The organism is Aquipuribacter aurantiacus (assembly GCF_051216895.1).
In the GTDB taxonomy this organism is placed as follows: domain Bacteria; phylum Actinomycetota; class Actinomycetes; order Actinomycetales; family JBBAYJ01; genus Aquipuribacter.
Window position 1 is genome coordinate 41,858 of record NZ_JBPKAO010000003.1, and the last position, 15,120, is coordinate 56,977.

General features: G+C 76.3%; 11 protein-coding genes. 4 read left to right on the forward strand and 7 right to left on the reverse strand.

Features of this window, described 5'->3' with window-relative positions; translation table 11 throughout:
- Positions 1-14 precede the first annotated feature (14 nt).
- Positions 15-1,046 carry an ABC transporter substrate-binding protein gene (locus tag ACR80Q_RS05070; protein ID WP_435376485.1) on the forward strand — a complete coding sequence of 344 codons (1,032 nt, stop codon included), beginning with the start codon at positions 15-17 and terminating at the stop codon, positions 1,044-1,046.
- 42 nt (positions 1,047-1,088) lie between these two features.
- Here ACR80Q_RS05070 and ACR80Q_RS05075 read toward each other — a convergent pair whose 3' ends face one another.
- Genes ACR80Q_RS05075 through ACR80Q_RS05090 form a run of 4 tightly spaced genes read right to left on the reverse strand, consistent with a single transcriptional unit; the run spans position 1,089 to position 4,789 of the window.
- On the reverse strand, positions 1,089-2,060 hold the full coding sequence (locus tag ACR80Q_RS05075) for an ABC transporter ATP-binding protein (RefSeq protein ID WP_435376486.1): 972 nt from the start codon (positions 2,058-2,060) through the stop codon (positions 1,089-1,091).
- A complete protein-coding gene (locus ACR80Q_RS05080; protein WP_435376487.1) occupies positions 2,057-3,376 on the reverse strand; it encodes an MFS transporter in 1,320 nt (439 codons plus the stop codon). Before ACR80Q_RS05080 ends, ACR80Q_RS05075 begins: the two co-directional genes overlap by 4 nt.
- Positions 3,377-3,404: 28 nt before the next feature.
- Positions 3,405-4,532, reverse strand: a complete 1,128-nt coding sequence (locus tag ACR80Q_RS05085) for an App1 family protein phosphatidate phosphatase (RefSeq protein WP_435376488.1) — start codon at positions 4,530-4,532, stop codon at positions 3,405-3,407.
- Positions 4,532-4,789, reverse strand: coding sequence for a DUF3046 domain-containing protein (locus ACR80Q_RS05090; RefSeq protein WP_435376489.1), 258 nt, complete (start codon positions 4,787-4,789; stop codon positions 4,532-4,534). Before ACR80Q_RS05090 ends, ACR80Q_RS05085 begins: the two co-directional genes overlap by 1 nt.
- Before the next feature lie 55 nt (positions 4,790-4,844).
- On the opposite strand from ACR80Q_RS05090, the gene ACR80Q_RS05095 reads away from it, so the two are divergent.
- Both ACR80Q_RS05095 and ACR80Q_RS05100 read left to right on the forward strand, forming a co-directional pair.
- A complete protein-coding gene (locus ACR80Q_RS05095) occupies positions 4,845-9,755 on the forward strand; it encodes an Lhr family helicase (RefSeq protein WP_435376490.1) in 4,911 nt (1,636 codons plus the stop codon).
- Positions 9,755-10,627, forward strand: coding sequence for a DNA-formamidopyrimidine glycosylase family protein (locus ACR80Q_RS05100; protein ID WP_435376491.1), 873 nt, complete (start codon positions 9,755-9,757; stop codon positions 10,625-10,627). The genes ACR80Q_RS05095 and ACR80Q_RS05100 overlap by 1 nt, the downstream gene beginning before the upstream one ends.
- Positions 10,628-10,681: 54 nt before the next feature.
- Here the strand turns inward: ACR80Q_RS05100 and ACR80Q_RS05105 are convergent, their stop codons facing one another.
- From ACR80Q_RS05105 to ACR80Q_RS05115, 3 genes are all read right to left on the reverse strand, one after another.
- Positions 10,682-11,059: a helix-turn-helix domain-containing protein gene (locus ACR80Q_RS05105; protein ID WP_435376492.1), complete on the reverse strand. Its 378-nt coding sequence runs from the start codon at positions 11,057-11,059 to the stop codon at positions 10,682-10,684.
- 225 nt (positions 11,060-11,284) lie between these two features.
- Positions 11,285-11,875, reverse strand: a complete 591-nt coding sequence (gene pgsA, locus ACR80Q_RS05110) for a CDP-diacylglycerol--glycerol-3-phosphate 3-phosphatidyltransferase (RefSeq protein WP_435376493.1) — start codon at positions 11,873-11,875, stop codon at positions 11,285-11,287.
- Positions 11,875-13,461 carry a MiaB/RimO family radical SAM methylthiotransferase gene (locus ACR80Q_RS05115; protein ID WP_435376494.1) on the reverse strand — a complete coding sequence of 529 codons (1,587 nt, stop codon included), beginning with the start codon at positions 13,459-13,461 and terminating at the stop codon, positions 11,875-11,877. Before ACR80Q_RS05115 ends, pgsA begins: the two co-directional genes overlap by 1 nt.
- A gap of 101 nt (positions 13,462-13,562) precedes the next feature.
- On the opposite strand from ACR80Q_RS05115, the gene ACR80Q_RS05120 reads away from it, so the two are divergent.
- The gene (locus tag ACR80Q_RS05120) at positions 13,563-15,083 is read left to right on the forward strand and encodes a CYTH and CHAD domain-containing protein (RefSeq protein ID WP_435376495.1); all 1,521 of its coding nucleotides are present in this window, start codon (positions 13,563-13,565) and stop codon (positions 15,081-15,083) included.
- The last annotated feature ends 37 nt before the right edge of the window (positions 15,084-15,120 follow it).

The window sequence follows — 15,120 nt, forward strand, 5'->3', positions numbered from 1 at the left end:
CCAAGGATCAATTCATGATGCCTCCCCGTCGCGCCGCGCTCCTCGCGGGCGCCCTGGCAGCCGCCCTCCTGGCCGCCGCCTGCGGCTCGTCCGCCACCGACCCCGAGACGTCGCCCGCACCCAGCGCCGCGGCCGCCGACCCGGGCACCGGGTCGGTGACCATCGAGCACGCCTTCGGCGAGACCACCGTCGAGGGGACCCCGGAGCGGGTCGTCACGCTGGGCTGGGGCAGCACCGACGCCGCGCTCGCGCTGGGCGTCGTCCCGGTCGCCATCCCGCTGGCGACCTACGGCGCCGACGAGAACGGCCTGCTGCCGTGGGTCGCGCAGGCGCTGGAGGAGCAGGGCGCCGAGACGCCCGAGCTCCTGCCCGACGCCGACGGCGTCCCGTTCGAGCAGGTCGCGGCCCAGCAGCCCGACGTGATCCTGGCCGTCTACTCCGGCATCACGGCCGAGGACTACGCGACCCTGAGCGAGATCGCGCCGACCGTCGCCTACCCCGACCAGGCCTGGTCCACCCCGTGGCGCGACGTCGTCACGACCGTCGGCGAGGCCCTGGGCGCCTCGGAGGAGGCCGCCGCCGTGGTCGAGGCGGCCGACGCCGAGGTCGCGGCCGCCGCCGAGGCCCACCCCGAGCTCGCGGGGCGCACCGTGGCTGCGGTCCTCGACACCCCGGACGCCCTGTACGTCTACGAGGAGGCCGACCCGCGGGTCGAGTTCCTCACCGACCTCGGCCTGGAGGTCGCCCCCAGCGTCGAGGAGCTGTCCACGGGCGAGGCGACGTTCTACTTCACCCTGAGCCCCGAGCTCGTCGGTGGGCTGACGTCGGACGTCCTGCTGTCGTACTCCGACTCCCCGGAGGCCGCCGCGGACACCCTGGCGAAGCCGTACCTGGCGTCGCTGCCCCAGGTGCAGTCCGGCGCGGTCGCCTCCATCGAGGGCCAGGCGCTGGTGTCCTCGGTCAGCCCGCCGACCGCGCTGTCGCTGTCGTACGGGCTGCAGACCTACGTCGAGGAGCTGTCGCAGGCCGTCGCGAACGCGGGCTGAGCCGCACCTCGCCGGACGCTCCCCCTCGCTCCGGGCCCCGCCCTAGTCGACCAGCGTCCGCCCGGTGAGGCGCAGGAAGACGTCCTCCAGCGTCGAGCGGCGCGGGAGCAGCGACATCGGCCGTTCGCCGTGCAGGCCCAGCACGGCGGCGGCGGTGTCGTCGGCGTCGTCCACGTAGAGCAGCACCCGGTCCGGGAGCACCTCCACCCGCTGCGCCAGGGGCTGCAGGGGGGCGGCGAACGGCTCGTGGTCGTCCGTGCGGTACCGCACCTCGAGCACCTCCCGGGTGGAGTGCGCCCGGATCAGGTCCGTGGGGCTGCCCTCGGCGACGTAGCGCCCGCCGTCCATGACCACCACCCGGTCGCACAGCTGCTCGGCCTCGTCCATGTAGTGGGTGGTGAGGACCAGGGTGACGCCCTCCCGCTTGAGCCGGTACAACCGGTCCCACAGCACGTGGCGGGCCTGGGGGTCCAGACCGGTGGTGGGCTCGTCGAGCAGGAGGATGTCGGGGTCGTTGACCAGGGCACGGGCGATGGTCAGCCGACGCTTCATCCCCCCGGACAGCGGCTCCACCACGGAGTCGGCCCGGTCGGCGAGCTGGACGAAGTCGAGCAGCTCGTCGGCCTTGGCGCGCACCGCGGCCCGCGACATCCCGAAGTACCGGCCGTAGACCAGCACGTTCTCGCGGACGGTCAGGTCCTCGTCCAGCGTGTCCTTCTGGGGCACCACCCCGAGCCGGGCCCGGATCCGCGGCCCGTCGTGGCGCGGGTCCAGACCGAGCACCTCGAGCTCGCCGTCCGTCGGGTCGGACACGCACCCGATCAGCCGCATGGTGGTCGACTTGCCTGCACCGTTGGGCCCGAGGATGCCGAAGGACTCCCCGCGCCGGACGTCGAGGTCGATGCCGTCGACGGCCGTGAAGTCGCCGTACACCTTGGTCAGGCCACGGCCGCGCACCAGCACCGGCCCCGGCCCCGTCGCCGGCGCCCGACCCACGTCCCCGGAGGTGCTCACGGCCCCCGACGGTAGAGCAGGCCCGCGCCGCGTCGCCCACCAGGCCCCGACCGGGCCCCGGCCAGGCACCAAAGGGTGAGCGTGAGCGGCAGCACCGCCGCCACGGTCAGGCCGGGGTAGCCCGTGACCGCCACCACCGGGCCCGACAGCGCCCCGGCCGCCGCGCCCGCGCCGCCCATGACCAGGTCGGACGCCCCCTGCAGCGTCCGGGCCCGGGGGTCGGCCTCGTCGAAGGCACCGGCCAGCAGCGTCGACCCGGACACCAGGCAGGCCGACCACCCCAGGCCGAGCAGCAGCAGCCCGAGCCCGACACCGACGTGCGAGGCCGGCCCGGGGCCGAGCAGGCCGGTGCCCGACGTCCCGGACACCGCCAGCGCCGCCAGCAGCAGGACCACGCCGACCGCGACCCCCGCGGTGGTCCCCCTCCGGTCGGCCAACCAGCCGAACAGCGGGCTGGCCCCGTACATGCCGGCGACGTGGACGCTGATCACCAGGCCGACCACCGTGAAGGACGCGCCGTGGGCGTCCAGGTGGACCGGGGTCATGACCATGACGCCGACCATGACCGCGTGGGCGGTGCCCAGCGCCACGACGCCGAGCCGGGCCTGCGGGTCCCGCCAGACGGTGCGCAGGACGGCGAGGACGGTGGTGCCGCCGGCCGTCGGGTCCAGCGGCACGTCGACCGGCGGGGGCGTCGGGGCCGGACGGGGCGTCGGTGACGTCGGGGACGGACCTCGACGGGGGTCGGGCGGCAGCCCGAGGAGCAGGACCAGGGCGGCGAGGAGGAACGCGCCCGCCGCGACCAGGTAGGAACCGCTGTAGGGCGGCAGCCCCAGGGCCTGGTCCAGCAGGGAGGCCGGGGCCGCCAGGTTGGGCCCGGCGACGGCGCCCACGGTCGTGGCCCACACCACCGTCGACAGCGCCCTCCCCCGCCGACCGGGTGCGGTGCCGTCGGTCGCCGCGTAGCGGGCCTGCAGACCCGACGCGCTGCCGCCGCCGAACAGCGCGGCGCCGAGCAGCAGCAGGACGAACGACCCGGTGACCGTGGCCAGCACCACCAGGCCCGACCCCGCCACCGCCACGAGCAGCCCGGCCGACAGCGCGGTGCGGCGGCCGAGGCGCTCGGCCAGCCGGGCCAGCGGCACCGCCAGCAGCGCCGCCCCCAGGACCGTCGCGGTCTGCGCGGTCCCGGCCAGGGCCGTCCCCCCGGTGACCCGGGCCGCCAGCAGGCTGCCGGCCGCGATCCCCACCGCCGCCCCGACGCCGCCCGCGACCTGGGCGGCGGCCAGGACACCCACCCGGCGGGCCTCGCTCACCGCAGCCCCGGCGCCCCGGCGGCCGCGGTCACGACAGGTCCGACAGGTCCGCCGTGTCGGGGGCGCCGGGGTCCTCCTCCGGCAGCTGGCCGATGGCGCGCAGCCGCTCGGCCAGGCGGTGCCCGTCGCCGCCGTGCAGCACCGGGACCGGACCGGCTCCGCCGTCGGAGTCCGGGATCGCCAGGCCCCGGGCGAGCACCTGCTCCGCCGGGGACAGCTCCCGCAGCAGCACGGCCCGGACGGTCTCCGGCGCCTCCCGGGCGACGGTGGAGTAGATGTCCGGGTCGTGCTGGCCGTCGTCGCCGACCAGCAGCCAGCGCAGGTGGGGCAGCTCGGCCCGCAGCCGGCGCAGCGACCCCAGCTTGTGCTCGCGGCCGGAACGGAACCAGCCGGTGTTCGTGGGTCCCCAGTCGGTCAGGAGCAACGGGCCCACGGGGAAGCCGTGCCGGCGCAGGAAGCGCCGCAGGAACGGTGCGGTGTTCCACGCGCCCGTGGACAGGTAGACCACGAACGCACCCGGGTTGGCCTGCAGGTAGGCCCGGTACAGCTCGGTCATGCCGGGCACCTCGGCGCGGGCGGTCTCCTGCCGGACGAAGGTGTTCCAGGCGGCGATGAACGGCCGTGGCAGCCACGTGACCATGACCGTGTCGTCGATGTCGCTGACCAGGCCCGCGTCGGTGCCGGCGCCGACGACGACCACCTCGCCCACGCCCGGCTCGCCGCCGGAGGGGGTGATGGTCACCGGGTGACGTCCCGCCGGCAGGTCGATCTGCAGGACCGAGTCGACCAGGCCCGCGCGGTCGGCCTGCACCTCGTAGCGGTACCCGGCGATCTCGACCACCACCGGGCAGTACTCGACCTGCGCGGTGAGGAAGCTGCGCCAGCCGCGGCGCTTGACCCACGCGCGGTACGGGGTCTCCGGGCGGGCCATCAGCACGCGGCCGAACACCCGGACCCAGCCGGGCCGGTGCACCGACGGCACGTCCACGGTGGTGCCGTAGCCCCGGTTGACCTGGACCCGGGCCACCCACCCGCGACGGGTCAGCACGCGGACCGAGAACCGGTTGACCATGTCCTCGGCGATGGCCGCCATGTGCCGGCCGGCGTCCTCGGCCGCGGCGGCGAGCTGGTCGGCGGGGTTGTCGGCGGGGGCCATCAGGCCCTGGCCCCGCGGTCGACCGCACCGGACGAGCCGGTGCGCCGTCGACCGGGGTCGCGGCCCAGCCGTCGCTCCGGGGGCACGTCCATCGCCTCGCAGAGCGCGAGCCACACCACCCGTGGGTCCGTGCCGTCCTCCAGGGCCTGGGCCGCGGTGACGTCCAGGGACGGCAGCACGAGGTCGGCGACGAGGGTGTCGCCGAGGGCGCGCCCGAACTCCTCTCGGGTGAGCGTCCGGAACTCGCTGATCCTCACGTCAGAGGTCTACCACGACGGGCCGGATGTCAGACGTCTGGACCATGATGGGCCGGTGAGCCGTCGACCTTCCGCCGCGCGTGTGCTCGAGCGGTTCTCCCCGGCGACCCGGGACTGGTTCACCGGGGCGTTCCCGGCCCCCACCCCGGCGCAGGTCGGGGCCTGGGACGCGGTCAGCAGCGGCGAGGACGCCCTGGTGGTGGCCCCCACCGGGTCCGGCAAGACGCTGGCCGCGTTCCTGTGGTCCCTGGACCGCCTGGCCGCCGAGCCCGTGCCCGAGGAGCCGCAGCGACGCTGCCGGGTCCTGTACGTCTCCCCCCTCAAGGCGCTCGCCGTCGACGTCGAGCGCAACCTGCGGTCCCCGCTGACCGGGATCCGGGCCAGCGCCCAGCGACTGGGGCTGCCGCAGCCGGAGACCACGGTGGGCGTCCGCTCCGGCGACACGTCGCAGCAGGACCGGCGGACCCTCGCGCTGCGGCCGCCCGACGTCCTCATCACCACGCCGGAGTCGTTGTTCCTGCTGGTCACGTCCCGCGCCCGGGAGTCCCTGCTGGGCGTGGAGACGGTGATCCTCGACGAGATCCACGCCGTCGCGGGCACCAAGCGGGGCGCGCACCTGGCCCTCACCCTGGAACGGCTGGACGCCCTGCTCGAGAGGCCGGCGCAGCGGGTCGGGCTGTCGGCGACCGTCCGACCGGTCGACGAGGTCGCCCGGTTCCTGTCGGGCGGGCGACCCGTGCGGGTGGTGCAGCCGCCGTCGGACAAGCAGTTCGACGTGTCGGTCGTCGTCCCCGTGCCCGACCTGTCCGACCTGGGCACGCCGACGGGAGAGGTGGTGGGCAGCGCGGCCGGCGAGGAGCAGCGCCGCTCGATCTGGCCCCACGTCAACGACCGCGTCGTCGACCTGGTGACCGCCCACACCTCGACCCTGGTCTTCACGAACTCCCGACGCCTCGCCGAGCGCTTCACGGCCCAGATCAACGAGAACTGGCAGGAGCGCCTCGACGCGGCCGCCGAGACGGAGGACGGCGCCGACGACACCCCCGGCAGCGGCGGGACGCCGACGCGGCCGACCGAGCGGCGCACCCCCGCCCAGGTGATGGCGCAGGCCGGCGCGTCGTCCGGGGCCGACCCGGTGCTGGCCCGGGCCCACCACGGCTCGGTCAGCAAGGAGCAGCGGGGCCTCATCGAGGACGACCTCAAGACCGGGCGGCTGCCCGCCGTGGTCGCCACCAGCAGCCTCGAGCTGGGGATCGACATGGGCGCCGTCGACCTGGTGGTGCAGGTGGAGTCCCCGCCCAGCGTCGCCTCCGGCCTGCAGCGCATCGGCCGGGCCGGGCACCAGGTCGGGGCCGTCTCGCGCGGGGTGGTGTTCCCCAAGCACCGCGCCGACCTCGTCCAGTCCGCCGTCGTCGTGGAGCGGATGGTGTCGGGCCAGATCGAGGCGCTGCGGGTGCTGAGCTCCCCGCTGGACGTGCTGGCCCAGCAGGTCGTCGCGATGTGCGCGATGGACGACTGGTCCGTGGACGACCTGTACGCGCTCGTCCGTCGGACGGCGTCCTTCGCCGACCTGCACCGGGGCCCGTTCGAGGCGACGCTGGACATGCTGGCCGGCCGCTACCCGAGCGAGGACTTCGCCGAGCTGCGCCCCCGGCTGGTCTGGGACCGGGTCACCGACACGCTGACCGGGCGCCCCGGGGCGCAGCGCCTCGCCGTCACCAGCGGGGGCACCATCCCCGACCGCGGCCTGTTCGGCGTGTTCCTGGCCGGGTCCGAGGGCGCGGGACGACGGGTGGGCGAGCTCGACGAGGAGATGGTCTACGAGACCCGGGTCGGCGACGTCATCACCCTGGGCGCCAGCTCGTGGCAGGTGCAGGACATCACCCGCGACCAGGTCCTCGTCACCCCGGCCCCCGGCCGGGCGGGCAAGCTGCCGTTCTGGCACGGCGACGCGCTGGGGCGCCCGGCCGAGCTGGGCCACGCCGTCGGCGCCTTCGTGCGCGAGCTCGTCCGGGCCACCCCGGCCAAGGCCCGGCAGCGGGCGCTGCAGGCCGGGCTGGACGAGTGGGCCACGGACAACCTGCTGGCCTACCTGGGCGAGCAGAAGGAGGCCACGGGTCACGTCCCCGACGACCGGACCGTGGTGGTCGAACGGTTCCGCGACGAGCTGGGCGACTGGCGGGTGTGCGTGCACTCGCCCTTCGGCGGTCAGGTCCACGCCCCGTGGGCGCTGGCGCTGGCGGCCCGGTTCCGGGAGCGGCACGGCGTGGACGTGCAGGCCATGCACGGCGACGACGGCATCGTGCTGCGCCTGCCCGACGTCGAGGTCAGCGGCTGGGGCGGCGGCGACGGGGACCGGGAGCCCGACCCGTGGGCCGACCCCAGCCTGCCCCACCAGCAGGCGCAGCCCGACTGGCCCGGGGCCGCGCCGGTGCCCGCCATCGACGTGCCCGACCTGGTGGTCCTGCAGGCCGAGGACGTCGAGGACCTGGTGACCCAGGAGATCGGCGGCTCCGCCCTGTTCGCGTCCCGGTTCCGCGAGTGCGCCGCCCGCGCCCTGCTGCTGCCGCGCCGCAGCCCCGGCCGGCGGCAGCCGCTGTGGCAGCAGCGCCAGCGCGCGGCCTCCCTGCTGGACGTGGCCCGCCGCTACCCGGCGTTCCCGATCGTGCTGGAGACGGTGCGGGAGTGCCTGCAGGACGTGTTCGACGTGCCAGGGCTCGTCGGCCTGATGCGGGAGATCGCCTCCGGCGAGGTCCGGGTCGTCGAGGTCGAGACCGCCACCCCCTCCCCGTTCGCCCGCTCCCTGCTGTTCGGGTACGTGGCGCAGTTCCTCTACGAGGGCGACTCCCCGCTGGCCGAGCGACGGGCCGCCGCCCTGTCGCTGGACCCGCAGCTGCTCGCGGAGCTGCTGGGCCGCGGGGACGGCGCCTCGCTGCGGGACCTGCTCGACCCGGAGTCGGTGCGCACGACGGAGGAGGAGCTGCAACGCCTCGTCGAGGCGCGCCGGGCCCGTCACGCCGAGGACGTGGCCGACCTGCTCCGGGTGCTCGGGCCGCTGCCCCTGTCGGAGGTAGCCCGCCGCAGCGTCGAGCCGGACCAGGCCGCCACGCACGTGGCGACCCTGCTGGGCGAGCGACGCGTCATCGAGGTCAGGATCGGCGGGCAGGCGTGCGTCGCGGTGGTCGAGGACGCCGCCCGGCTGCGTGACGCCCTGGGCGTGGCGCTGCCCGTGGGCCTGCCCGAGGCCTTCCTCGTGCCGGTCCCGGACCCCGTGGGCGACCTGATCAGCCGGCACGCCCGGACCCACGGCCCGTTCACGGCCGTCGACGTGGCGACCAGGTTCGGGCTGGGGGTCGCGGTCGTCGAGACGGCGCTGCGGCGGCTCGAGCAGGCCGGCCGGCTGACGTCCGGGGCGATCCGTCCGCTCGCGGTGGGCGGCGGGGCCGACGCGCTCGACTGGTGCGACGCCGGGGTGCTGCGCGTGCTGCGGCGCCGCTCGCTGGCCGCGCTGCGCCAGGAGGTCGAGCCGGTCACCGCCCGCGACCTGGCCCGGTTCGTGCCGTCCTGGCAGTCGGTCGCGCCCGCGTCCGGCTCGGGGCGCACGGTCGGGCTGCGTGGCGTGGACGGCCTGCTGCGGGCCGTCGAGCAGCTGGCCGGGGCGCGGGTCCCCGCCAGTGCGCTGGAGTCGTTGGTGCTGCCCGCCCGGGTCAGCGACTACCAGCCCGCCCTGCTGGACGAGCTGACCGCCGCGGGCGAGGTGATGTGGGTGGGGCACGCCCCGCTGGCCGGGGGCGACGGCTGGGTGTCGCTGCACGCGGCGCACACCGCGCACCTCACGCTGCCGCTGCCGGAGCGACCGCCGGCCGGTGCGGTCGCCGCGCCGCCCGCCGCGGAGGCGGTGGGCACCGAGGGCGGCGTCGCCGAGCCCGGGGACCCGGACGTCGCGGCCCGGGTGCTGGAGCTGCTGGGGTCGGGCGGGGCGTTCTTCTTCAACCGGTTGAGCAGCGCCGTCGCCTCCGCGGGGACCGCCGCCCCGGTCGCCGAGGCGGACCTGGTGCGCGTGCTGTGGGCGCTGGTGTGGTCCGGCCGGGTGACCAACGACACCCTTGCCCCGCTGCGGGCCCTGGTGTCGGGCGGGGCCACCCACCGCACCCCCGGCAAGGCCCCTCGCTCCCGCTACCGGCGGGCCCCGCGGATGCGGCCGTCGGGCTCCGGGGGCCTGCTGGCGACCGCCGCCCGCTCGGGACCGCCGACCACTGCCGGTCGCTGGTCGCTGGTGCCCGACGTGGAGCGGGACGCCACGGTCCGGGCGGCCGCGACGGCCGAGGTGCTGCTGGACCGCTACGGCGTCGTGACGCGCGGGTCCGTGGTCGCCGAAGAGGTGGTCGGTGGGTTCGCGGGGGTGTACCGGGTGCTGGCCGCCATGGAGGAGACCGGCCGGGTCCGGCGCGGCTACTTCGTGGAGGGCCTCGGCGCGGCCCAGTTCGCGACGGTCGGCGCGGTCGACCGGCTCCGGGCCGGGGCGGCCGGTCCCGACGCCGAGCCCGACGTCGGCGTCGACGGCGACCACGACCGCGGCGCCGACGGTGGCCGCCGCGACGCCGGTCCGGGGCTGGTGCTCGCGGCCACCGACCCCGCCAACCCCTACGGCGCGGCGCTCCCCTGGCCCGAGCGCGCCGGTCACAAGGCCGGCCGCAAGGCCGGCGCCCTGGTGGTGATGGTCGACGGCGACCTCGTGATGTACGTCGAGCGCGGCGCCCGCAGCCTGCTCACCTACTCCGGCGACGAGGCCGTCCTGACCGCCGCCGCGGAGGCGCTGGCCGGGACGGTGCGGGCGGGGCGCCTGGGCCGGGTCACCGTCACCCGGGCCGACGGCGAGGGCGTGCTCGACGCGTCCGGTGCCGTGTCGCAGGTCCTCGAGGCGGCCGGGTTCCGGGCCACCCCCCGCGGTCTGCGGGCGGGCTGATGCCCGAGGGCGACACCGTCTGGCTCGCGGCCAAGCGGCTGCACCGGGCGCTGGCCGGCAAGGAGCTGGTGGGCTTCGACCTGCGGGTGCCGCAGCTGGCCACGACGGACCTCACGGGCAGCACCGTGGCGGCGGTCGTGCCCCGGGGCAAGCACCTGCTCACCCGCTTCACGGGCGGCCCGGGTGACGGCCTCACCCTGCACACGCACTTCCGGATGGACGGCACCTGGCACCTGTACCCCGACGGGGAGACCTGGCGCGGGGGCGCCGAGTGGCAGGTCAGGGCCATGATGCGCGTCCCCGGCACCACCGCGGTGGGGTACCGGCTGCCGGTGGTGGACCTGGTCCGCACCGACGACGAGGACAGCGTCGTCGGCCACCTGGGCCCTGACGTCCTGGGGCCGGGCTGGGACGCCGAGGAGGCGGTCCGGCGGCTGGCGGCCGACCCGGAGCGCATGGTCGGCGACGCCCTGCTCGACCAGCGCCTGATCGCGGGTCTGGGCAACATCTACCGAACCGAGACGTGCTTCCTGGTCGGCGTCACCCCGTTCACCCCGGTCGGCCGGCTCACCGAGCTCGGCACCGACCTCGCCCGGGTGGTGAGCGTGGGCTACCGGCTGCTGCAGGCCAACAAGGACCGGTACGTGCAGGCCACCACGGGCGACCTGCGCAAGGGCCGCAACCACTGGGTGTTCGAGCGCCGCGCGTGCCTGCGGTGCGGCACCCGGGTCCTCACCGCGAGCACCGGCAAGGCCGGCATGGAGCGCGTGGCGTGGTGGTGCCCGAGCTGCCAGCAGGGGCCGGCGCCGGACCCCGTACCCGTCCGGGAGCTGCTGCCCCCGACGACGGGCCGGACGCGCTACCGACCCTGACGCCCCGCACCGACGACCGGGCCGTACCTCAGCCGAGGGACGGCGGAGAGGGGGTCAGGCGACGGGGGCGAGGTCGTCCCCGGAGGGGACGGGCGCGGGGATCATCGTCTTGTGGATGCGGTCCACGTGACGCTGGGGAGCACGCTCACCGCGGGGACGGCCGGCCTGGTGGTCGGCCGGGAGCCGGTTGGCCAGCGACTCCGTCGTCGCCACCCGGTCGCTGACCGAGCGCAGCACGCTGGACATCGGCACGTCGAGGGCCTCGCAGATGCTGAGCAGCAGCTCCGACGACGCCTCCTTCTGGCCGCGCTCGACCTCGCTGAGGTAGCCCAGCGACACCCGGGCGGTCGACGACACGTCCCGGAGCGTCCGTCCCTGGCGCTGACGGGCACCGCGCAGGACGTCGCCGATCTCTTCTCGAAGCAGGACCATGACGACCCCCTTTCCCGACCGGACGGTGCCGGCCTTCGATGCGGTGTTTCCGTCGCGGAGGGTGGGCCGAGGCGGATCCGTTGCAGCGGATGGTCGCTCCACGGTACCCCGAGCCCGGACCGACCACCGATCGGGGAGGGTCTCGATCGCGTCACGCCACCCGAGCGGCCCTGGGCCTACCCGGGCCCGACCACGTCAACGCGGTGCGGGCGCCAGGCCTTCCCGTCAGCGGTCCTCGCTCCCGACCCCTGCCCGGTGCCGGCGCACCGCGCCCAGGATGGAGACGGTGTACTGGACGCCGGTCACCACCGTCACCACGACGGCCGCGGCCATGATCACGTAGGCCACCACGGTCAGCGGGCCGGTCAGCGGGGCCACGAGCAGCGTCAGCGCCACCGTCTGCAGCACGGTCTTGAGCTTGCCGCCCTTGGACGCCGGCACGACGGTGTGCCGGATGACGGCCGCCCGCAGCACGGTCACCCCGACCTCCCGACCGAGGACGAGCACCGTCACCCACCAGGGCAGCAGGTCGAGCATGCTGAGCGCCACGAACCCCGACCCGGTCAGCGCCTTGTCCGCCAGGGGGTCGGCGACGACGCCGAACGTGGTGACGGTGCCGTTGCGCCGGGCCAGGTAGCCGTCGAGCCGGTCGGTCGCCGCGGCGACCGCGAACACGCCGGCCGCCCACCAGCGCAGCCCGGTGTCCTCCCCGCCCTCGGCCAGCAGCAGCCACAGGAACACCGGGACCATGAGGATGCGCAGCAGCGTCAGGGTGTTGGGGATGTTGGCGTTGCGCCGCCAGGACCCGCTGTCCATCAGCTCACCGACCCGTCGCCCACGGCCAGCAGGTCAGCGCCGTCGGAGCCGACGACCCGGGCCCCGACGAACGCCCCCACCCGGGTGCTCGCGGACCCGGGCACGACGACGGCGGTGCTGCCGTCCACGTCCGGGCCCTGGTGGGCGGCCCGTCCGGACAGGACGACGGCGTCCCCCGGGTCACCGTCCGGCAGCAGGCCCAGCACCTCGGCGGCGGCCTCACCGGTGAGGACCTCCTCGACCAGGACGTCGACCTGCTCGCCGAGGCGGTCCTCGGCCCGCTGGGACACGAGCTCGTCGACCACGGCAGTGACGTGCTCGACCCGGGCGGCGACCTCGTCGGCGTCGTGCTTGCCGTCGAAGCCCGCGGCCTCGGTCCCGTCCTCGTCGGAGTAGCCGAACACGCCGACCACGTCCAGGCGGGCCGCGGCCAGGAACCGCACCAGCTCGGCGACGTCGTCCTCGGTCTCGCCCGGGAAGCCGACGATGACGTTGGACCGGATGCCGGCCGTCGGGGCCAGGGCCCGGACGCGCCCGATCAGGTCGAGGAAGTCCTGGGTGCCGCCGAAGCGGCGCATCCGCCGCAGCAGCGCCGGCGCGGAGTGCTGGAAGGACAGGTCGAAGTAGGGCACGACGCCGGGCGTGGCGGCGATCGCCTCCAGCAGCCCCGGACGCAGCTCGGCCGGCTGCAGGTACGACACGCGGACCCGCTCGACGCCCTCGACCCCGGCCACGGCGGGCAGCAGGTTCTGCAGCAGGTCCAGGTCGCCCAGGTCCTTGCCGTAGCTCGTGGTGTTCTCGCTGACCAGGAACACCTCGCGGACGCCCCGCTCCCCCAGCCAGCGCGCCTCGTCCAGCACCTCGGTGGGGCGGCGGGAGACGAACGAGCCGCGGAACGCGGGGATCGCGCAGAACGTGCAGCGGCGGTCGCAGCCGGAGGCGAGCTTGAGCGGCGCCCACGGGGCCGAGCCCAGCCGGGCCCGCACCACGGGAGGACCCGACGCCGGCGCGACGGCGGCGAGGCCGGCCTGCTCGGCCACCTGGCCCGGGGCCGGGGGCGTGGCCGTCGGGGGCACCAGGACCGGGCCCGAGCCCATGCCGGGCACGGCGGTGCCCGCGCGGGCGGCCTGCCGGTCCACCGGGCTCAACGGCAGCAGGAGGCGGCGGTCGCGGGGGGTGTGGCTCGCGGGCCGCTCCCCGGCGAGGATCCCCTGCAGGTGGGTGTGCAGGTCGGCGTAGGAGTCGAAGCCGAGCACGGCGTCGGCCTCCGGAAGGGAGTCGGCGAGCTCGTTGCCGTACCGCTCGGCCAGGCAGCCCACCGCGACGACGGCCTGGGTGCGGCTGCTCCCGTCGTGCCCGCCGTCCTTGAGCTGGGCGGCCTCCAGGAGCGTGTCGACGGAGTCCTTCTTGGCCTGCTCGACGAAGCCGCAGGTGTTGACCACGGCCACGTCCGCCTCGGCCGGGTCGGCGACCAGCTCCCAGCCGTTGGCCTGCAGCCGGCCGGCCAGCTCCTCGGAGTCGACGTCGTTGCGGGCGCAGCCGAGGCTCGTGATCGCCACTCGACGGGTCGGGCTCAGGGCAGGCACCCTCCCAGGGTACGGGCCGCAGCAGGGGCGTCGGGGCCGACGCGACCGGCGACGGCCCCCGACGGGTGTCCCCGCGGGGCGTCGCGGGCCACCATGACCCCATGGCCGGTTCCCACGTCGAGCTCGAGACCAAGCTGACGCCCCCCGAGGGCGAACCGGGGTGGCTGCTGCCCCTGGACGCCCTGCGGGAGGTCCCCGGCGTCCACGCGGTCTCCCAGCCGCCGCCCCTCACCCTGGTGGCCCGCTACCACGACACCGCCGGGCTGGACCTGCTCCGCGCGAGGCTCACGCTGCGTCGTCGCGAAGGCGGCCCCGACGAGGGCTGGCACCTCAAGCTCCCGACGTCCGGCGCGGCGCGGCGCGAGCAGCACGAGCCCCTGGGGGCGGCGGGCGACCCGGTGCCCGCCGCCCTGCTGGGGCTGAGCCGCGCGCGTCACCGTGACCGCCCCCTGCCCGTCGTCGCGGTGCTGACCACGCAGCGGCGGACCACGGAGCTCACCGACGCCGACGGGGCCGTGCTGGTGGAGGTCGCCGAGGACCGGGTCACCGCCGAGCTCGTCGACGGGCTCGCCGACGACCCGGCCGCCGGGTCGGACCCGCAGCGGTGGGACGAGGTCGAGGTCGAGCTGGTGGGGGGCACGGAGGACCTGCTGCACGCCGTCGTGCAGGTGCTGCTGGACGCCGGGGCGCGACCGCAGGCGCACCGGTCCAAGCTGGGCCGGGTCCTGGCGACGGCCGGCGTCCTGGACAGGGTCGCTCCCGGCCCGCGGGCGCCGACCGACGGGGCCGCGTCGGTGCTGCTCACCGCGGTCGCCGGCCACGTGGAGACCCTGCTGACCCAGGACCCGCTGGTCCGCCTGGACGCCCCCGACGCCGTGCACAGCATGCGGGTCGCCTCGCGCCGCCTCCGCAGCCTGCTGGCGGCGTTCCGGCCCCTGCTGGACCCGGCGGTGGCCGAGCCGCTGCGCGAAGAGCTGCGCTGGCTCGGGCAGGTGCTGGGCGGCGCCCGGGACGCCGAGGTGGTGCAGGCCCGGCTCGCCCGGCACCTGGCCGCGCTGCCGGACGCGTCACCGGACCGCACCTGGCCGGAACGCCCCGGCGCCCCGACCGACGGGGCCGTGGCGGCGCTGGACGGCGACCGCTACCTGGCGCTGCTCGCGGCGCTGGACCGGTTCGTGGCGCGGCCGCCCGTCGTGGCGCGACGCGGACGGCGCAAGGGCACGAAGCAGGCCGCGCGACGGGCCTACCGCCGGGTCGCCGCCGCGCTGGCGGCCGTGCCCGGGCAGGGCGGGCCGGAGCAGGACCACGCGCTGCACCAGGTGCGCAAGGCCACCAAGCGGTTGCGCTACACCTGCGACGCCGTCGTCGGGGTCCACGGCCGGGACGCCCGGCGCCTGGCCCGGCGGGCGGAGGACCTGCAGGAGCACCTGGGCGAGCACCAGGACTCGGTGCTGGCCCGTGAGGTCCTGCACGGCGCCGCCGGCCGGACCGACGAGCAGGCCGAGACGTTCCTGCTGGGGACCCTGGCCGGGCTGGAGCTGGCGGCCACCCGGGTCGCGGTGGCCGGCCTGGACCGGCCGGTGAGGCGGCTGCACCGGGCGGCCGAGCGCTGGTTCGGCTGAGGGACGCCGCGGGCCGGCCGGTGCGGACCGAGGACGC